Below are 19,324 nucleotides of genomic sequence, written 5' to 3'. Positions count from 1 at the left end.
GCGCCGTTCGGTGAATTCGGGGTGGTCGCGACATCGGCGGCGCCATCGCGGTCAAGACACCGCGAACTCGCTAGCCAAGGTCGAACGACAGTTTCGTCGGCGGCTCAGTGTTGCTGAGGATCAACACCGAACTCTGGCTGTTCACGTCGTCGAAGGGGAAGCCGTAGGCGAGGTTGTCGATGCTGTTGGCGTGGAAGAACTGTGCCCAATCGTTCCACCGCTCTCCGGTCGGATAGTACGCATCGACATCGGCCCATTGATCTGGAGAGGACGCCACGCCGCGGTTGAACGCCGCGTTGAGCTCGGCGAGAAACGCCCCCTGCTGCTCGGTGCCGACGAAGGGGCCGTTGGCGGCGAAGGTTTGCGCCGTTGTGGGCTTCATCATCGAGTACATCGTGCTGCTGCCCCCGGTGGGGGTCACGGTGTACACGAACTCGTCGCTGGCGTTGACGTTGCCTTGCACCGTGTAGCCGGGGCCGTCGTAGTTGAACGGGTTGGTTTCATAGGTCGTCCAGAAGTCATTGATTGGTGAATCAAGCCAGGTGGCCAGGCCTCCGGGCTGGACGGACCGCGGAGCCACGATCCGCAGCGGATCGCCGGTGACATCATCGTTGATCACCAGCGAGTGGAACTCGGCTGGGACCGTGGTCATGAACTGCTGGAACACGTCATCCCGCAACAGCGTCAGGCCGCGGGTGTCCGCGAAGCCAGTGGAATCCTGCTCCAGCGTGAAGGTGAACGGGAAGCCGAACTGATCCACCTGAGTCGTATTGCCGCCGAAGGGGATTTCGCCATACTTGAAGGTCATCTCGTACCAGTCGTAGACCGTGGCGTAGTTCGGATCGGCAGAGTTGGCCGGGTCGAGACCTGCCCAACCCGAATTGTCGGGGCTTATGGCGATGTAGAGCGGCTCCTCCATCGACAGAAATATCCGGCCCCCCTGGAATTCGGGCGGCATCCAGAAGTCGCCACCCGTCTGGTCGAGGGTGAACGACATGTTGGCGTAATTGATCCCGTTCTTCGTGAGGTGGCCAGGGGCGTTCGCGGCGGCGTGGTCGATCGGGTGGGCCGTGCCGGTCTGGTCGATCCACGACCACTGGCCAGGTGTCGTCTGGCCGAGTGCGGTCACGTAGACGTCGTCGTTGCCGAAGCCGGTGTTGTTGGTGAACTCGATGGGGAAAAAACCCGGGCCGCCGGGAATGCCGTTGCCGCCGTTGGTTCCGTTGACGCCCGCGTGACCGGCGCTCCCAAACAACCCGGCCGCGCCGCCAGCGCCGCCGAGGCCGCCGGTGCCGCCTCTACCGCCGACACCTGCCACGCTTCCGCCGTCGGACGGGCCGCCGACCCCACCGATGCCCCCGATCCCGCCGACGCCGCCGGTCCCTCCTGCGCCGAACAACAGCCCGCCGCGACCACCGACCCCGCCGGCCGCACCAATGCCGCCGGGACCGCCGATCTGACCGGCGACGCCGGTCGTGCCGGTGACGCCAGTTCCGCCGGCCCCACCAGTTCCGCCATTGCCGAACAATCCCGCCGGCCCGCCGGCACCGCCGGTTTGTCCGGCCGCCCCGGAACCGCCATTGCCACCGTTGCCCCACAAGATCCCGCCCGGGCCTCCGGGTTGGCCGGTCCCCGGGGCGCCGTCGGTGCCGTTGCCGATCAGCGGGCGCCCCAACAACGCGTTGGTGGGCGCATTGATCACGCCCAGGACGTGCTGCTCGAGGGTCTGCAACGGCGAGGCGTTGGCCGCCTCGGCGGCCGCATAACTGCGCGCCCCAGCGTTGAGGGCTTGCACGAACTGCTGGTGAAACGTCGCGGCCTGCGTGCTGATCGCCTGATAAGCCCGCCCATGTTCGCCCCAAAACGCCGCGATCGCCGCCGACACCTCATCCTCAGCGGCGGCCAACAGTTGCGTCGTCGACGCCCGCGCTGTCGCGTTGGCCGTATTGACCGATGAGCCGATACGTACCAAATCTGACGCCGCCGTCGTCATCATCTCCGGCGCAACGCTGACAACCGACATTGCGAACCTCCGCGCACCCTCGTTACCTGGCAAGTCCTTGATGGAGCTCGACCAGTGTATATGTGCAGGTCAAGGCCGCAACACAGTAAGCACAGCTAACAACTTGCTCGCCCGGGGGTCGAGTGGTTGTGCCCCCGGCACGACTCGAACGTGCGACCTAGGGATTAGAAGGCCCTTGCTCTATCCACCTGAGCTACGGAGGCAATGCGCAGGTCAGTCTATCTAAGGGTGTGGATCAACCGGTCTCGCCTGACACAACGCGGGCGAAAAGTGTTCCATTGGGCCTTCGATCGGTTATGGTGTGAGCCGCGACACACGTACAACACCGGTCGGTAATCGATCGTTAACCGCAACGACGCGTGTCCCCGACGTTGAGGGGTGGGCTTTGTATGTGCTTGGCGAGTCTGGCTTCTAGATGCTCGCAGGCGGGTGCCGAGGCGTGGCGGCAGGGAACGCAGCTCGCTGCTGACGCCGTCGACACCTACCGAGCGGGTGCGCTGCTTCTACGGGGTTCGCCGTTCGCCCTGGGATGGGTTGCCGGCTGGTTGTCCAGCGAGTTTCCGCCGCATGTGCTTACCGGGCACGCGTTGTCCCGAGTGTCTCCGTCGCCGATCGGCAAGGTTGCCGCCGCGTGGGCGGCGCAACGGGCCGATCAGGTCCTCAACTCCGCGCTGGAGGACACCTTCGGTGCGGACTTCCGCGACCTGGTATGCCATCCGACCTGCGAAGAGTCCGAGGAGGCCCGCCGCGGCGGATTGTTGCCGATGCCCGGGCCGCACCGTCGCTACGCCGCGCAGAACTCTGACATCCCGTACGGCCCCGGCGGTCGTGAGAACCTGCTCGACGTATGGCGGCGGCCCGATCTGGCACCCGGCCGTCGCGCCCCGGTGCTGCTCCAGGTCCCGGGCGGGGCCTGGGCTATCAACGGCAAACGGCCGCAGGCCTACACGCTGATGAGTCAGATGGTCGAACTGGGCTGGATCTGCGTCTCGATCAATTACAGCAAGAGTCCACGCTCCACATTTCCGGCGCACGTCATCGATGTGAAGAGGGCGATCGCGTGGGTCCGCGAGAACATCGCCGACTATGGTGGCGACCCCGACTTCATCGCGATGACCGGTGGGTCAGCAGGCGCTCACCTGGCTTCGCTGGCCGCGCTTACACCCAATGACCCCCAGTTTCAGCCCGGGTTCGAAGAGACTGACACGACGGTTCAGGCCGTGGCGCCGTACTACGGCTTGTACGACTTCACCAATGTCGACAACATGCACGAAATGGTGCTGCCGTTCCTGGAGCACTTTGTGATGAAAGCCCGCTACGCCGACGACCCCGAGCCGTTCCGGTTGGCGTCGCCGATCTCGCACGTCCACCGCGACGCGCCGCCGTTTTTTGTGTTGCACGGCGACCGGGATCCGATGGCGCCGAGCACGCAAGCGCGAACGTTTTGCGCTGCGCTACGTGCGGCGGGGGCCTCGACGGTGTCGCATGCCGAGCTCGCCAATGCGCACCATGCTTTTGACCTCGCCCCGACGCAGCGATCGCGCGTGGCTGCCCGTGCGGTGTCGGACTTCCTGGGTGTCGTTTACGGGAGGCGTGCTGGCTCGCGCATGGGCTCGCTGGCCCTATCCGCATCGTCGGCCAGCTGAACCAGGCCGGGCGTCAGTGCGCCGATACTCCAAGGTTTCGGTCCAGCACGAAGTTTCGGGATTCGTTGTTGCGTGACGGGTGCCGCGGCGATCGTTACTTTCACCGCCGCGGCAACCGGACTAGCGTTGTGATTGCACGTGGGTTGGCGATCTGACTCAGGAGGTTTGATCGGTGACGACATTGGCATGTCGAGCTACCGCGCTAGGTCATGAGCATGGCTGAGGCTGGCGAGGCCGTCGCGTTGTCCGATGAACTCGGGCCGGTCGATTATTTGATGCATCGGGGAGAGGCGAATCCACGGACGCGCTCGGGAATCATGGCGCTGGAGCTGCTCGACAGCACGCCAGACTGGGATAGATTTCGAACCCGATTCGAAAACGCCTCCCGACGGGTGTTGCGGCTCCGGCAGAAGGTTGTGGTGCCGACCCTGCCGACGGCGGCGCCGCGCTGGGTGGTCGATCCAGACTTCAATCTGGACTTCCACGTGCGTCGGGTGCGCGTGTCCGCGCCCGGCACGCTGCGCGACGTCATCGACCTCGCCGAGGTGATCCTGCAGTCGCCGTTGGACATTTCGCGGCCACTGTGGACGGCCACCTTGATCGAGGGTTTGGCCGGCGGCAAGGCTGCGACACTGCTCCACATCAGCCATGCGGTCACTGACGGTGTTGGCGGGGTCGAGATGTTCGCCGAGATCTATGACCTCGAGCGCGATCCCCCGGCCAGGCCGACGCCCCCGCAACCGATTCCGGAGGACTTGACCCCTAACGACCTGATGCGGGAGGGCATCAACCATCTGCCTGTAGCGGTGGTCGAGGGTGTTCTGGGGGCGCTTTCCGGGGTGGTGTCAGCGGCCGGGCGGGCAGTTCTCGAACCGATGTCCACCGTGTCGGGAATCGCCGGCTACGCCCTATCGGGCATGCGAGTGCTCAACCGAGCCGCGGAGCCGTCGCCGCTGCTGCGCCGGCGCAGCCTGACCACCCGTACCGAGGCGATCGATCTTCGGCTCTCCGAGCTGCACACGGCCGCAAAGGCAGGTGGCGGGTCGATCAACGATGCCTATCTGGCCGGCCTGTGCGGCGCACTGCGCCGCTATCACGAAGCGCTTGGGGTGCCAATTAGTACGTTGCCCATGGCAGTGCCGGTGAATCTGCGAGCCGAAGCCGATGCGGCCGGCGGCAACCGTTTCACCGGGGTCAACCTGGCGGCGCCGATAGGCACCGTCCATCCGATCGCCCGGATGAAAAAGATCCGGGCGCAAATGACGCAGCGCCGCGACGAGCCGGCGATGAACATCATCGGGTCCATGGCGCCGGTGCTCAGTGTCTTGCCGACGGCGGTGCTCGAGGGGATCAGCGGTTCGGTGATCGGCTCTGACGTGCAGGCCAGCAATGTGCCGGTCTACCCGGGAGACACCTACATTGCGGGCGCAAAAATTCTGCGACAGTACGGCATTGGTCCCCTGCCGGGGGTGGCGATGATGGTGGTGCTGATCTCCAGAGGGGGGTGGTGCACGATCACCGTGCGCTATGACCGGGCTTCGGTGCGAAACGACGAACTGTTCGCGCAGTGCCTGCTAGAAGGTTTCGACGAGATCCTGGCGCTAGCGGGTGATCCGGCACCGCGCGCAGTACCGGCTTCGTTTGCAGCTCCCGCTGGTTCGGTCTCGCGATCGGGTTCAGGCTCATGAGCGGCTCCGAAGAGCAGACGGACAAAGCGGCGCGGGACTTGCGGCTGCCCGGCTCGGTGGCCGAGATCATGGCAAGTCCGGCCGGGCCCAAGGTCGGTGCGTTTTTCGACCTCGACGGGACGCTGGTCGCGGGCTTCACTGCCGTCATCCTCACCCAGGAGCGGCTGCGGCGCCGTGACATGGGCGTAGGCGAACTGCTCGGCATGGTGCAGGCCGGTCTGAATCACACGCTGGGGCGCATCGAGTTTGAAGACCTGATCGGCAAGGCCGCATCGGCGCTTGCCGGGCGATTGATCGATGACCTGGAGGAGGTCGGCGAGCGGCTGTTCGCGCAACGAATCGAGTCCCGGATCTATCCGGAAATGCGCGAGCTGGTGCGAGCGCACGCGGCGCGCGGCCACACCGTGGTGCTCAGTTCGTCGGCGCTGACCATCCAAGTCAATCCGGTGGCACGTTTTCTGGGGATCACCAACACGCTCACCAATACGTTCGAGACGAACGAAGACGGGTTGCTCACCGGCGGCGTACTAAAGCCCATCTTGTGGGGGCCGGGCAAAGCCAGCGCGGTGCAGCGGTTCGCGGCCGATCACGACATCGACCTCAAAGACAGCTATTTCTATGCCGACGGTGACGAGGACGTCGCACTGATGTATTTGGTCGGCAATCCCAGGCCTACCAATCCCGAAGGGAAGATGGCCGCAGTCGCCAAGCGTCGGGGTTGGCCGATTCTGAAGTTCAGCAGCCGTGGCGGCGTTGGCCTTCGGCGCCAGTTGCGGACCCTTGCCGGGTTCAGTTCGATGGTTCCCGTCGCGGCCGGTGCGGTGGGGCTTGGCGTACTGACCCGCAGCCGGCGCCGCGGCGTCAATTTCTTCACCTCAAACTTTTCTCAGTTGTTGCTGGCGACCGCCGGAGTGCACCTCAATGTGATCGGCAAGGAGAACCTGACAGCCCAGCGCCCCGCCGTCTTCCTCTTCAACCATCGAAACCAGGTTGACCCGGTCATTGCCGGTGCGCTGGTGCGTGACAACTGGGTTGGCGTGGGCAAGAAGGAATTGGAAAACGACCCAATCATGGGCACGCTGGGCAAGCTACTAGATGGCGTTTTCATTGACCGCGATGACCCGGCGGCCGCGGTGGAGACGCTGCACACCGTCGAGGAGCGGGCACGCAATGGGTTGTCTATTGTGATCGCTCCCGAAGGCACCCGGCTGGACACCACCGAGGTTGGGCCGTTCAAGAAGGGGCCATTCCGGATCGCCATGGCGGCGAAGATCCCGATCGTTCCCATCGTGATCCGCAACGCGGAGATCGTCGCGTCGCGAAACTCGACCACAATCAATCCGGGCACCGTCGACATCGCAGTCTTTCCGCCGATTCCCGTCGATAGCTGGACCCTGGACACGCTGCCCGATCGCATCGCCAAAGTGCGCCAGCTCTACCTCGACACCCTGCATGACTGGCCGATCGACACGTTGCCCAAGGTCGATGTGAACGCCCCGAAGAAAGCTGCGTCAAAAGCCAGGGCTCAGACCGCCACGACCACCGCGAAGAAGACAACGGCACGGAAGGCGCCCGCACAAGGCGCTGCGACTAAGTCCGCCACGACAAAGTCGGCCACGAAAAAGGCCGCTCCGACAAAGTCCGCCACGAAAAAGGCCGCTCCGACAAAGGCCGCCGCACAAGGCGCCACGAAAAAGGCGGCGAGCCCGGCCGCAAAGAAGACCGCCAGCCCGGCGGGGAAGAAGGTCGTCAAGAAGGCCACGAAGGTGGCCTCGGCCAAAGCCACGCCGAAACGAGAGACCAAGCCCGCTGCCAAGCCCTCGCCGAATACGCCGGCCAAGGCGAAACCCGACGAATCGACGATCGTTACCAAAGATGGTCAGGCGCAGGGCGATCGCGGCCAGAGTGACGCCACCGATTCGTCGAGCGCTGGGCACAGAGGACGGCCGTGACCAAACCGGTCGCCGATACCAGCGCAGTCCTCACCGCCGAAGACACGTTGGTGCTCGCGTCGATGGAATCACCGGTCGAAATGCAGCTGGTCATGGATTGGCTAGGCGAGCAACGTGCTCGCAATCCGGGGGCGAGCCTCGACGTATTGAAGCTGCCGCCGCGGAATGCTCCGCCGGCAGCGCTCACGGCGCTTGTCGAGCGGCTTGAGTCCGGTCCCGAATCCGAGGCTGCATCTCGGGAGGATCGTTCGATCGTGCCCGTGCGGGTGTTCTGGTTCCCCCCGGCCGAGCGCAGCAGGGCAGGCAAGGTTGCCGCGCTGCTGCCGGGACGGGATCCCTATCAGCCCAGCCAACGTCAGCAGCGGCGCATCCTGCGCACCGAACCGCACCGCGCCCGGGTGCTGGCCGGCGAGTCGGCGAAGGTGTCCGAACTGCGACAACAGTGGCGCGACAACACTGTCGGCGAGGACACCCGCGATTTCGCCCAGTTCGTGAGCCGTCGTGCGATCTTGGCGTTGGCGCGCGCGGAATATCGGATCCTTGGGCCGCAATACAAGTCGCCGCGTTTGGTGAAACCAGAGATGTTGGCCTCGGCGCGGTTTCGCGCCGGCCTGAAAGAGATTCCCGGCGCAACCGTCGAAGAAGCGGGGGAGATGCTCGACGAGCTCGCGACGGGTTGGAGCCAGGTCTCGGTAGACCTGATTTCTGTCCTTGGCAGGTTGATCAGTCGCGGATTCGATCCCGAGTTCGATTACGACGAGTATCAGGTTGCCGCCATGCGTACTGCGCTGGAAGCGCATCCGGCGGTCTTGTTGTTCTCCCACCGGTCCTATATCGATGGCGCGGTCGTGCCGGTGGCCATGCAAGACAACCGGCTCCCGCCGGTGCACATGTTCGGTGGCATCAACCTGTCATTCGGTGTGATGGGTCCCCTGATGCGACGTTCGGGGATGATATTCATCCGGCGCAATATCGGCGACAACCCGCTGTACAAATATGTGCTCAGGGAGTATGTGGGCTATGTCGTCGAGAAACGGTTCAACCTGAGTTGGTCCATCGAAGGCACTCGGTCGCGTACGGGAAAGATGTTGCCGCCCAAGCTCGGTCTGATGAGCTACGTAGCGGACGCGTACCTTGATGGCCGCAGCGATGACATCCTGCTGCAAGGGGTGTCGATCTGCTTCGACCAACTACACGAGATCGCCGAATACGCTGCCTATGCGCGCGGCGCCGAAAAGACTCCCGAGGGTTTCAGCTGGCTCTACAACTTCATCAAAGCGCAGGGTGAACGCAACTACGGCAAGATCTATGTCCGGTTCCCCGAAGCAGTCTCCATGCGGCAGTACCTTGGCGCACCGCATGGTCCACTGGCCCAGGATCCAGCCGCGAAACGACTTGCGTTGCAGAAGATGTCGTTCGAGGTTGCTTGGCGGATTTTGCAGTCGACGCCAGTGACCGCGACAGGGTTGGTGTCGGCGTTGCTGCTCACCGCCCGCGGTACTGCGTTGACGCTCGATCAGCTGCACCACACATTGCAGGATTCGCTGGATTATCTCGAACGCAAACAAACACCAATGTCGACGAGTGCATTGCGGCTTCGCTCGCGTGAGGGTGTGCGCGCCGCCGTGGATGCGTTGTCCAACGGGCACCCCGTGACTAGGGTGGACAGCGGCCGCGAGCCCGTGTGGTACATCGCCGAAGACGACGAACACGCTGCGGCTTTCTACCGAAACTCGGTGATTCATGCCTTTCTGGAGACGTCGATCGTCGAGCTCGCGCTGGCGCATGCCCGCAACAGTCAAGGCGACCGGGTAGCGACCTTCTGGGCGCAGGCGATGCGGTTGCGCGATTTGCTGAAGTTCGACTTCTATTTCGCCGATTCGGCCGCGTTTCGCGCCAACATCGCCGCAGAGATGGCGTGGTACGAGGATTGGGAAGCAAATCTCGCCGCGGGGGGCCGCGACCTCGACGCGATGCTGTACGCGAAGCGGCCGCTGATGTCGGATGCGATGTTACGGGTGTTCTTCGAAGCCTATGAGATTGTGGCGGACGTGTTGCGCGATGCTCCCGCGGACATCGGTCAGAAAGAGCTGACTGACTTGGCGCTTGGGGTCGGCCGTCAGTACGTGGCACAGTCACGGGTGCGCAGCAGCGAACCCGTCTCGACGCTGCTATTCGCCACCGCGCGCCAGGTCGTTGTCGATCAGGATCTGATAGCGCCGGCACCCGACCTTGCCGAACGCCGGATCGCTTTCCGGCGGGAACTGCGCAACATCCTCCGTGATTTCGACTCTGTCGAGCAGGTCGCACGCAACCAGTTCGTCGCCAGAGAATTCAAAGCACGCCAAGGGCGCCCGGAAGACTGAGCCGACAGCTACGGGCAGTAGCGAGGACGCCTTCACACGGGCGCGAATGGCCAGCGAGGCTAGCTTCCGGCTTCGACGAGCCGCGAGTCGTCGCGTGTCGGGGACTGTTCGGCGTTCGCGTCGGTCCATTCAGGAGGACCCAGCAGGGAGCCGACGCGGCCTCGCCACGTGCGTGAGCGCCGAACGTCGCCAAGCATCGCTACGAACTCTCCGAAGTTGACCTTGATCGGATTGTGGGTGGCGATGTTCTTTCTCAGACCGAAGCGCACGGGTCCACCTTCCTCGGTGAAGCTACCGAAAAGCCGGTCCCACACAATGAGGATCCCCCCGTAGTTCTTGTTGAGATACGGGTTGTTGGCGCCGTGATGCACCCGATGGTGCGAGGGCGTATTGAACAGGTACTCGATCGGCCTCGGCAGTCGGTCGATCCGTTCGGTGTGGATCGGGAACTGGTAGAAGATCACGATGCCGTGGCACCCGAAGATCATCCACACGGGGAAGCCGACGAGCGCCAGTGGCACATACACAATCGACGACAGGAAAAACCAACCCGGGACCAGCCACGGTGTCCGCAACCCTGTCGACAGGTTGAAGTGCTGGCTGGAGTGGTGCACGCTATGCGCCGCCCAAAAAAACCGAATACGGTGTGCCATACGGTGTTTGGCGTAATAGGCCAGGTCGGTCAGCACTAGGGCGGCCACCCAAACCCACCACTGTGACGCCGGCAGCGCCAGCGGTGTCAGCGCGGCCGCGAGCACGACGAGCGGGACTCCGGTGAACTGTGCGAGCGGGCGGGTGATCCGGGCGAGGGCGTAGACCGACAAACTTGTGGCGGTGTCACGAGCTGACACGCCAACTCGCTGCCGGGAGGGGTTCTTGTCTAAGCGGTAGCTGAGGAATTCGATCCCCATCAGCACCAACACCCCCGCCAGCAACATGAGGAAGATGTCTTCCATAGTTCACCTACTGCCCCGAGGACACGCTCGAACGGGTACCTGAACGAGTCGCCCGGTGAAATCGGCTGGACGGGCTAGACGGCCTAGATGGCGAAGTGCGACGGCGCGACGACCGCAGTGTCGGGCGCCGGCACCGGACCGAGTTGGCCGGAGCATCCGATCTGCGGATTCGGAGCGGCGGGCATTTGCGACGAGCAGCTCGTCGCCAGAATGACGTACAACCCGGTCACCACCGCCCCGAGTAGCCACGCAATGAGCGTTCGTGGGTTCCTAACCTTCATCTTCTCGCCCCTTCGACGGCGCCGTAGTTATTGCCCGATTAGCGCCGCGGTCGCAAACCGCGGTCACCGGATGCTATCGCCGTCACCTCTGCCGCGTTAGGCGGTTGGGCAAATACTCGATGAAGTTGGTCTTTCCCGGCCGCACGAACGACGTTGTGGTTGCCGGCGCGAACGAACTCTCGCCCAAGTACCGAGCGAGTGGGCTGCCAGTTTTGGCTAGCTGGGGATGTGCATCGGCGCCACGACGGCAGTATCCGACGCGGGCACAGGAGCTAGCTGTCCCCAACCCTGCATTTCCGGTTGCGGAGCCATTGGCATTTGGGCCGCGCAGCCTGTCGCCAGAAGCACGTAGAACCCCACCACCACAGCGCCGAGCAGCCACGCAATGAGCGTTCTCGGGTTCCCTATCTTCATCTTCTCGCCCCTTCGATGGCGCCAGATCCTGGCGATTCCAGCCCGAATATTGTCGCGGCGGTAAGACCGCGACCACCGGATGGTATCGCCGTCGCCGCGCTGCGGAGGGCCGTTTGGCGAATACATCCGTTTGGCGAATACAGCCGTTTGGCGAATACATCCGCTTGGCGAATACATGGGTGATGGTGGTTTTTCTTGGACGCACCAACTCATCCACAGTTGCGGCATCGCTCACAGGGTCGCGGTGCGGCGACGGCTAGTCCGGTCACGTGTCAGTGCTGCTGGGGTGAATGGCACTTGCTACGGCGACTGCCGCAGCCAACCAAAGGCAGCCAACCAAAGGCAGCCAACGAAAGGATGAGCACATGTTCGAAACGCCACTGACCGTGGTCGGTCACATCGTCAATGATTTGCAACGTCGCAAGGTCGGTGATCATGAGGTCGTGAAGTTCCGGGTGGCCAGCAATTCGCGGAAGCGCACCGGTGACGGCGGTTGGGAGCACGGCCAATCGCTGTTTGTCAGCGTCAATTGTTGGGGACGGTTGGTTACCGGGGTGGGTGCCGCGTTGGGCAAGGGCGCCCCGGTGATCGTGGTCGGCCATGTCTACACCAGCGAGTATGAGGACCGGGAGGGTGTACGTCGCACGTCGTTGGAGATGCGCGCGACGTCGGTTGGCCCGGATTTGTCGCGCGTGATCGTGCGCATCGAGAAGCCCGCCTACACAGGTCCGAGCGCGTCGGAGGGTCCGGCCACCACCGCAACCGAGATCGCGGTGGGCGGCGACGACTCCGCCGCGGTCATCGACTCGGTCTCGGAGGTGGCTGACGGCGCTAGCAGTGCTAGCCAAGCCGCGCTGGCCGTGCCGGCCTAGGGTTCGGCGCAGGGGCCGGCCGGGTGCCACTCGGTGATGCCTAGGATGGTCCGCGGGATATTTCCGGAAGATCAGAAAGGCTAAACCGCGCGATGGCTGAGTTCATCTACACGATGAAGAAGGTCCGCAAGGCGCACGGCGACAAGGTGATCCTCGACGATGTCACGTTGAGCTTCTTCCCGGGTGCCAAGATCGGCGTCGTCGGCCCCAACGGGGCTGGCAAGTCGAGCGTCTTGCGGATCATGGCCGGTCTGGACAAACCGAATAACGGCGACGCCTTCCTCGCCACCGGCGCCAGCGTCGGCATCCTGCAACAGGAGCCGCCGCTGAACGAGGACAAGACCGTCCGCGGCAACGTCGAAGCGGGCATGGGCGATATCAAGATCAAACTCGACCGATTCAACGAGGTCGCCGAGTTGATGGCCACTGACTATTCCGACGAGTTGATGGAAGAGATGGGCCGGCTGCAAGAGGAACTGGACCACGCCGACGCATGGGACCTCGACTCGCAGCTGGAGCAGGCCATGGATGCGCTGCGCTGCCCCCCGCCCGACGAGCCGGTGACGAATCTGTCCGGTGGCGAGCGGCGCCGCGTAGCGCTGTGCGCGCTGTTGCTGTCGAAGCCAGACCTCTTGCTGCTCGACGAGCCGACGAACCACCTGGACGCCGAGAGCGTGCAGTGGCTCGAACAACACCTTGCCAGCTACGCCGGGGCGATCTTGGCCGTCACCCACGACCGCTACTTCCTGGACAACGTCGCCGAATGGATTCTGGAGCTGGATCGCGGGCGTGCCTATCCGTACGAGGGCAACTACTCCACCTATCTCGAGAAGAAGGCCGAACGATTGGCGGTGCAGGGCCGCAAAGACGCCAAGCTGCAGAAGCGGCTGACCGAGGAACTTGCGTGGGTCCGGTCCGGGGCCAAGGCGCGCCAGGCCAAGGGCAAGGCCCGCCTGCAGCGCTACGAAGAGATGGCGGCCGAGGCCGAGAAGACTCGCAAACTCGATTTCGAGGAGATTCAGATCCCGGTCGGCCCCCGACTGGGCAACCTGGTCGTCGAGGTCGATCACCTGGACAAGGGTTTCGACGGACGGGCGCTGATTAAGGACCTGTCTTTCACCTTGCCCCGAAACGGCATCGTCGGTGTCATCGGTCCCAACGGGGTGGGCAAGACAACCTTGTTCAAGACCATCGTGGGGCTCGAGCAGCCCGACAGCGGCACGGTCAAGGTCGGCGAGACCGTGAAACTCAGCTACGTGGACCAGGCCCGCGCCGGTATCGACCCCAAGAAGACTGTGTGGGAGGTCGTCTCCGACGGTTTGGACTACATCGAGGTCGGGCAGACTGAAGTGCCGTCGCGAGCCTACGTGTCGGCGTTCGGTTTCAAGGGGCCCGACCAGCAGAAGCCGGCCGGCGTGCTATCCGGTGGCGAGCGCAACCGGCTGAACCTCGCTCTGACGCTCAAACAGGGCGGCAACCTGATCCTGCTGGATGAACCGACCAACGACTTGGACGTCGAGACCCTGAGCTCGCTGGAGAACGCGTTGGTGAATTTCCCCGGTTGTGCCGTAGTGATTTCTCACGATCGCTGGTTTCTCGACCGCACGTGCACGCACATCCTGGCGTGGGAAGGTGATGACGACAACGAGGCCAAGTGGTTCTGGTTCGAAGGCAACTTCGGTGCCTACGAGGAGAACAAAGTCGAACGGCTCGGTGCGGAAGCCGCCCGACCGCACCGCGTGACCCATCGCAAGCTCACACGGGACTAATGTCAGCTTTGCCAACGCTCCGCGACGATGTGGCCGCAATGGCCGCGGAGGAGTGTGGCAATTGAGGCTAGTGGTATCCGTCGCGAGTTGGGAGCAATCGGTATGACGACCGATTCCGGGGCCAAGCAGGATGCCGGAGGGTGGACCACATTCACCCGGACTCTCGATATCCCCGACTGGATATCGAAGGCCTACCTACAAAGCTATCGAGGCCCGCGCGACGATGCCGTCGAAGCCGCGATAACCCACGGGGGCAGTCGGATGCCAGCCTCCCTGGTGACCCCGGAGATGCTGGGCGCGCACTATCGGCTTGGCCAGCATCGAGCCGGCGGTGAAAGCTGTGTCGCCGTCTACCCGCCGGACGACCCGGCAGGTTTCGGGCCCGCGCTCCAGGTCGTCACGGAACAAGGCAGCATGCTGATGGATTCCGTCACCGTGCTACTCCATCGGCTGGGAGTCGCCTACGCGGCCATCATGAACCCGGTGTTCGAGGTTCATCGCGGACCAAGGGGCGAGTTGCTGCGAATCGAACCGAAGGCGCAAGGCACGTCGCCGTACGTGGGGGAGGCGTGGATACACGTTCAGCTTTCCTCGCCCGTCGACAGCAAGGCTCTCGCCGAAGTCGAGCGATTGCTGCCCAGGGTCCTCACCGACGTTCAGCGGGTCGCCACCGACGCCGCGGCATTGATCACCATCCTGGGTGAACTGGCCGACGAGGTCGAAGCCAATTCCGAGGGCAGATTCTCCGCTCCGGACCGCGAGGACGTCGGGAAGCTACTGCGCTGGCTGGGCGACGGGAACTTCTTGCTGCTGGGTTACCAACGCTGCCGGGTGGACGATGGACTGGTCTACGGCGAGGGGTCGAGCGGCGTGGGCGTATTGCGGGGTCGCACGGGTTCGCGCCCCCGCCTGACTGACGATGACAAACTGCTGGTCCTAGCCCAAGCACGGGTCGGCAGCTACCTGCGTTACGGCGCCTACCCGTATGCCATCGCAGTCCGCGAAAACGTGGGTGGCGGCATTGTCGAGCACCGCTTCGTCGGGCTCTTCACCGTCTCGGCCATGAACGCCGATGTGCTGGAAATCCCGACCATCTCGTGCCGGGTCCGGGAGGCCCTCGCGATGGCTGAGAGCGATCCCAACCATCCGGGCCAGCTGCTACTCGACGTACTGCAGACGGTTCCGCGTCCGGAGTTGTTCGCGCTGAGCGCGGAACGGCTGCTCGCGATGGCCAAGGCCGTAGTGGAGCTTGCATCACAACGGCACGCGTTGTTGTTCCTGCGGGCCGACCGGTTGCAGTACTTCGTCTCGTGCCTGGTGTATGTCCCTCGCGATCGCTACACGACGCCGGTGCGCTTGCAGATCGAAGACATCCTGGTCCGTGAGTTCGGCGGGACGCGCCTGGAGTTTACCGCTCGTGTCAGCGAATCGCCTTGGGCACTAATGCATTTCATGGTCCGGTTGCCCGACGGCGGGCCCCGGGGCTCGGTGGATGTCTCCGAGCCGAACCGGTTGCGGATCCAGGGATTGTTGAGCGAAGCCGCGCGAACCTGGGCCGACAGGTTGATCGCCGCCGCGGCCGCCGGTTCGGTCGGGCACGCCGACGCCGAACACTACGCTGCGGCATTCTCCGAGGCCTACAAGCAGACGGTCGAGCCGACCGATGCCATAGCCGACATCGCCACTATCGAAGAGCTGACTGATGATTCGGTGAAATTGGTCTTGTCTGAGCGCGACGAGGGCCGAGAAGCCAAGCTGACCTGGTATCTGGGTGGGCGTTCGGCCTCATTGAGCCAGCTGCTTCCGATGCTGCAGAGCATGGGTGTCGTGGTGCTCGAGGAGCGGCCGTTCAAGGTCAACCGGCCCGATGGGCTGCCGGTATGGATCTATCAGTTCAGGATCTCGCCCCACCCCACCATCCCCCTCGCCCCGCCCGGTCCCGAGCGAGACGCGACCGCAGAGCGGTTCGCCGACGCGGTGACCGCGATCTGGCAGGGTCGGGTGGAGGTCGACCGGTTCAACGAGTTGGTGATGCGGGCAAGGCTGACCTGGCAGCAGGTTGCGCTGCTGCGCGCCTACGCGAAATATCTGCGGCAGGCGGGCTTTCCGTACAGTCAGTCCTATATCGAATCGGTGCTGAACGAGCACCCCACGACTGTCCGGTCGCTGGTCGCACTGTTCGAAGCCCTCTTCGATCCGGCACCGTCGAAATCGCCCAGCGGTCGCGATGCCCAAGCGGCTGCCGCCGCGGTCGCAGCGGACATTGACGCGTTGGTGAGCCTGGACACCGACCGCATGCTGCGGGCCTTTGCGTCGTTGGTTCAGGCCACGCTACGCACGAATTACTTTGTGACACGCGCAGGCTCGGCCCGCAGCAAGGACGTACTCGCGCTCAAGCTCAATGCCCAACTGATCGACGAGCTTCCGCTGCCGCGCCCCAAGTTCGAAATCTTCGTGTATTCGCCCCGCGTCGAAGGCGTGCACCTGCGGTTCGGCCCGGTTGCGCGGGGCGGCTTGCGCTGGTCGGACCGCCGCGACGACTTCCGGACCGAGATCCTCGGTTTGGTCAAGGCGCAAGCGGTGAAGAACGCCGTTATTGTGCCGGTCGGGGCGAAGGGTGGATTCGTCGTCAAGCGGCCACCGCTGCCCACCGGCGAACCCGCCGCGGACCGCGACGCCGCCCGCGCCGAAGGCGTTGCCTGCTACCAGCTTTTCATTTCGGGATTGCTCGACGTCACAGACAACGTCGACCACGCCACGGGGAAGGTCAGCCCACCGCCCGGGGTGTTGCGCCGCGACGGCCAAGACTCCTACCTGGTGGTGGCCGCCGATAAGGGCACCGCGACGTTCTCCGATATCGCCAATGAGGTCGCCAAGTCTTACGGATTCTGGCTAGGCGATGCGTTCGCATCGGGCGGATCGGTGGGCTACGACCACAAGGTCATGGGCATCACCGCGAGAGGCGCCTGGGAAGCCGTCAAACGACATTTCCGCGAGTTCGGAGTCGACACGCAGACCCAGGATTTCACCGTCGTGGGCGTTGGCGATATGAGTGGCGACGTGTTCGGCAACGGCATGCTCCTTAGCAAGCACATCCGGCTGATTGCGGCGTTCGACCACCGGCATATCTTCCTCGACCCGGACCCCGATGCTGGCCGATCCTGGGAGGAACGTCGGCGGATGTTCGACCTGCCCCGATCCAGCTGGGAGGACTACGACAAGTCCCTGATCAGCGAGGGCGGCGGGGTGTACAGCCGCCAGCAGAAGGCCGTCCCGGTCAGTCGGGAGGTCGGTGCCGCACTGGGGATCGACGGAGACGTTACCGAGATGGCCCCGCCCAACTTGATTCGCGCTATCCTGCAGGCGCCCGTGGATCTGCTGTTCAACGGCGGTATCGGCACCTACATCAAAGCCGAGATAGAACCCGATTCCGAGGTCGGCGATCGCGCTAACGATCCGGTGCGTGTCAACGCGAATCAAGTACGCGCCAAGGTTATCGGCGAGGGCGGCAATCTCGGGGTAACGGCCTTGGGCCGCGTCGAATTCGATCTGGCCGGCGGCCGGATCAATACCGACGCGCTGGACAATTCCGCGGGCGTGGACTGCTCGGACCATGAGGTCAACATCAAGATCCTGATCGACTCGCTGGTGAGCGCGGGCAAGGTCGACGCTGCTGAACGCAGCCAGCTGCTGGAGTCGATGACCGACGAGGTCGCCGACCTCGTGCTCACCGACAACGAGGATCAGAACGACCTGATGGGCACGAGTCGTGCCAACGCGGCCAGCATGCTGCCGGTGCACGACCTGCAGATCAAGTACCTGGTGGCCGAGCGCGGCATCAACCGCGAATTGGAAGCGCTGCCGTCGGAGAAGGAGATCGTGCGGCGGTCGGAGACCGGCATCGGGCTCACCTCGCCCGAACTTGCAACGTTGATGGCGCACGTCAAGCTGGGGCTCAAAGAGGAGTTGTTGGCCACTGAGCTACCCGACCAGGAAGTGTTCGCGTCCAGGCTGCCGCAGTACTTCCCGAAGCCGTTGCGAGATCGTTTCACCCCGGATATCCGCTCGCATCAGCTGCGCCGCGAGATAGTCACCACGATGCTCATCAACGACCTCGTGGACACCGCCGGTATCACCTACGCCTTCCGGCTCGCCGAGGACGTCGGTGTGACCTCGATCGATGCCGTGCGCACCTATATCGCCACCGATGCGATCTTCGGTGTGGGGCATCTCTGGCGCCGGATCCGCTCGGAGAACCTCCCGGTAGCGCTGTCGGACCGGTTGACGCTGGATACTCGCCGGCTGATCGACCGGGCCGGACGCTGGCTGCTCAATTATCGCCCGCAGCCGTTGGCCGTCGGCGCCGAGATCAATCGTTTCGCCGCAAAGGTCAAAGCGCTGACGCCGCGGATGTCGGAGTGGTTGCGCGGCGACGACAGGGCGATCGTGGAAAAGACGGCCACGGGTTTCATCTCGCAGGGCGTGTCCGACGACTTGGCCTACCGGGTGGCAGCCGGCCTCTATCGCTATAGCTTGCTCGACATCATCGACATTGCCGACATCGCCGATATCGACACCGCAGAGGTCGCCGACACCTACTTCGCTCTGATGGATCGCTTGGGCACCGACGCCCTGCTGACGGCGGTGTCCGGCCTGCCCCGAACAGACCGCTGGCATTCGTTGGCGCGCTTGGCGATTCGCGACGACATCTATGGCGCGTTGCGATCGTTGTGTTTCGACGTGCTGGCTGTGGGAGAGCCGGGGGAAAGTAGTGAAGAGAAAATCGCCGAGTGGGAGCAGGTCAGCGCCTCGCGGTTGGCGCGGGCGCGCCGGACGCTGGACGATATCCGCGCCAGCGGCCAGACGGATCTGGCAACGTTGTCCGTGGCGGCGCGGCAGATCCGGCGCATGACTCGAACAAGTGGCCGGGGAATCGCGGGATGAGCGTCGGGTTCGTCGCGCCGGTGGGAGTGCGCTGGTCGGACATCGACATGTACCAGCACATCAACCACGCCACCATGGTCACGATTCTGGAAGAGGCGCGTGTTCCGTTCCTCAAAGACGCATTCGGTCCCGGCATCACCTCTACCGGCCTGCTGATTGCCGATGTCCGGGTGACCTACAAAGGTCAGCTGCGGCTGGCGGATTCGCCGCTGCAAGTGACAATATGGGTGAAGCGGTTGCGGGCGGTGGACTTCACCCTCGGGTATGAGGTGCGATCGGTCAGCGCCGAGCCCGACTCAAAGCCAGCCGTCATCGCCGAGTCACAACTGGCCGCCTTTCATATCGATGAACAGCGGCTGGTGCGGTTGTCACAACATCATCGGGAGTACCTGCAACGGTGGCGAAGGGAATAG

The 19,324-nt window shown here is 64.0% G+C and carries 11 protein-coding genes and 1 tRNA gene; 8 read left to right on the top strand and 4 right to left on the bottom strand.

The features are described from left to right. Positions 1 to 70 precede the first annotated feature (70 nt). Together F6B93_RS15715 and F6B93_RS15710 are read right to left on the bottom strand one after the other, a co-directional pair. The gene (locus F6B93_RS15715; protein WP_211695901.1) at positions 71 to 2,023 is read right to left on the bottom strand and encodes a glycoside hydrolase family 64 protein; all 1,953 of its coding nucleotides are present in this window, start codon (positions 2,021 to 2,023) and stop codon (positions 71 to 73) included. A 129-nt stretch (positions 2,024 to 2,152) separates the two neighbouring features. Then, positions 2,153 to 2,226 (bottom strand) — tRNA-Arg (locus F6B93_RS15710). Between the two features lie 186 nt (positions 2,227 to 2,412). Here F6B93_RS15710 and lipQ point away from each other — a divergent pair. The 4 genes from lipQ (at position 2,413) to F6B93_RS15690 (ending at position 9,675) form a co-directional block, all read left to right on the top strand. Further along, on the top strand, positions 2,413 to 3,669 hold the full coding sequence (gene lipQ, locus F6B93_RS15705; protein WP_211695900.1) for an esterase LipQ: 1,257 nt from the start codon (positions 2,413 to 2,415) through the stop codon (positions 3,667 to 3,669). Between the two features lie 215 nt (positions 3,670 to 3,884). After that, complete coding sequence (locus F6B93_RS15700) at positions 3,885 to 5,357, top strand: WS/DGAT/MGAT family O-acyltransferase (RefSeq protein ID WP_211695899.1); 1,473 nt, start codon at positions 3,885 to 3,887, stop codon at positions 5,355 to 5,357. Next, positions 5,354 to 7,309 carry an HAD-IB family hydrolase/lysophospholipid acyltransferase family protein gene (locus F6B93_RS15695; RefSeq protein WP_211695898.1) on the top strand — a complete coding sequence of 652 codons (1,956 nt, stop codon included), beginning with the start codon at positions 5,354 to 5,356 and terminating at the stop codon, positions 7,307 to 7,309. The genes F6B93_RS15700 and F6B93_RS15695 overlap by 4 nt, the downstream gene beginning before the upstream one ends. Then, entirely contained in the window at positions 7,306 to 9,675 is a 2,370-nt protein-coding gene (locus tag F6B93_RS15690) for a glycerol-3-phosphate 1-O-acyltransferase (RefSeq protein ID WP_211695897.1), read from the top strand. The genes F6B93_RS15695 and F6B93_RS15690 overlap by 4 nt, the downstream gene beginning before the upstream one ends. A 59-nt stretch (positions 9,676 to 9,734) precedes the next feature. On the opposite strand, the gene F6B93_RS15685 is transcribed toward F6B93_RS15690, so the two are convergent. Together F6B93_RS15685 and F6B93_RS15680 are read right to left on the bottom strand one after the other, a co-directional pair. Next, positions 9,735 to 10,631 carry a sterol desaturase family protein gene (locus tag F6B93_RS15685; protein WP_211695896.1) on the bottom strand — a complete coding sequence of 299 codons (897 nt, stop codon included), beginning with the start codon at positions 10,629 to 10,631 and terminating at the stop codon, positions 9,735 to 9,737. Positions 10,632 to 10,714: 83 nt separating this feature from the next. Continuing rightward, a complete protein-coding gene (locus F6B93_RS15680) occupies positions 10,715 to 10,912 on the bottom strand; it encodes a hypothetical protein (RefSeq protein ID WP_211695895.1) in 198 nt (65 codons plus the stop codon). A 779-nt stretch (positions 10,913 to 11,691) separates the two neighbouring features. On the opposite strand from F6B93_RS15680, the gene F6B93_RS15675 reads away from it, so the two are divergent. The 4 genes from F6B93_RS15675 to F6B93_RS15660 all read left to right on the top strand — a co-directional run bounded on the left by F6B93_RS15675 (position 11,692) and on the right by F6B93_RS15660 (position 19,324). Continuing rightward, positions 11,692 to 12,198, top strand: a complete 507-nt coding sequence (locus tag F6B93_RS15675) for a single-stranded DNA-binding protein (RefSeq protein ID WP_211695894.1) — start codon at positions 11,692 to 11,694, stop codon at positions 12,196 to 12,198. A 92-nt stretch (positions 12,199 to 12,290) separates the two neighbouring features. Continuing rightward, on the top strand, positions 12,291 to 13,967 hold the full coding sequence (gene ettA / locus F6B93_RS15670; protein ID WP_211695893.1) for an energy-dependent translational throttle protein EttA: 1,677 nt from the start codon (positions 12,291 to 12,293) through the stop codon (positions 13,965 to 13,967). A 102-nt stretch (positions 13,968 to 14,069) separates the two neighbouring features. Beyond that, on the top strand, positions 14,070 to 18,911 hold the full coding sequence (locus tag F6B93_RS15665; protein WP_211695892.1) for an NAD-glutamate dehydrogenase: 4,842 nt from the start codon (positions 14,070 to 14,072) through the stop codon (positions 18,909 to 18,911). Continuing rightward, positions 18,908 to 19,324, top strand: coding sequence for an acyl-CoA thioesterase (locus tag F6B93_RS15660; protein WP_211695891.1), 417 nt, complete (start codon positions 18,908 to 18,910; stop codon positions 19,322 to 19,324). Before F6B93_RS15665 ends, F6B93_RS15660 begins: the two co-directional genes overlap by 4 nt.

It is taken from the genome of Mycobacterium spongiae, from assembly GCF_018278905.1.
Lineage (GTDB): Bacteria > Actinomycetota > Actinomycetes > Mycobacteriales > Mycobacteriaceae > Mycobacterium > Mycobacterium spongiae.
The sequence above is the reverse complement of the archived record's forward strand: the minus strand, read 5'-3'. Positions and strand labels throughout refer to the sequence as shown.

Excerpts from the sequence above, each read along its gene's own strand:
- F6B93_RS15715 (WP_211695901.1), bottom strand. The coding sequence starts at position 2,023 with ATGTCGGTTGTCAGCGTTGCGCCGGAGATGATGACGACGGCGGCGTCA.
- lipQ (WP_211695900.1), top strand. The coding sequence starts at position 2,413 with ATGTGCTTGGCGAGTCTGGCTTCTAGATGCTCGCAGGCGGGTGCCGAG.
- F6B93_RS15700 (WP_211695899.1), top strand. The coding sequence starts at position 3,885 with ATGGCTGAGGCTGGCGAGGCCGTCGCGTTGTCCGATGAACTCGGGCCG.
- F6B93_RS15695 (WP_211695898.1), top strand. The coding sequence starts at position 5,354 with ATGAGCGGCTCCGAAGAGCAGACGGACAAAGCGGCGCGGGACTTGCGG.
- F6B93_RS15685 (WP_211695896.1), bottom strand. The coding sequence starts at position 10,631 with ATGGAAGACATCTTCCTCATGTTGCTGGCGGGGGTGTTGGTGCTGATG.
- F6B93_RS15680 (WP_211695895.1), bottom strand. The coding sequence starts at position 10,912 with ATGAAGGTTAGGAACCCACGAACGCTCATTGCGTGGCTACTCGGGGCG.
- F6B93_RS15675 (WP_211695894.1), top strand. The coding sequence starts at position 11,692 with ATGTTCGAAACGCCACTGACCGTGGTCGGTCACATCGTCAATGATTTG.
- ettA (WP_211695893.1), top strand. The coding sequence starts at position 12,291 with ATGGCTGAGTTCATCTACACGATGAAGAAGGTCCGCAAGGCGCACGGC.
- F6B93_RS15665 (WP_211695892.1), top strand. The coding sequence starts at position 14,070 with ATGACGACCGATTCCGGGGCCAAGCAGGATGCCGGAGGGTGGACCACA.
- F6B93_RS15660 (WP_211695891.1), top strand. The coding sequence starts at position 18,908 with ATGAGCGTCGGGTTCGTCGCGCCGGTGGGAGTGCGCTGGTCGGACATC.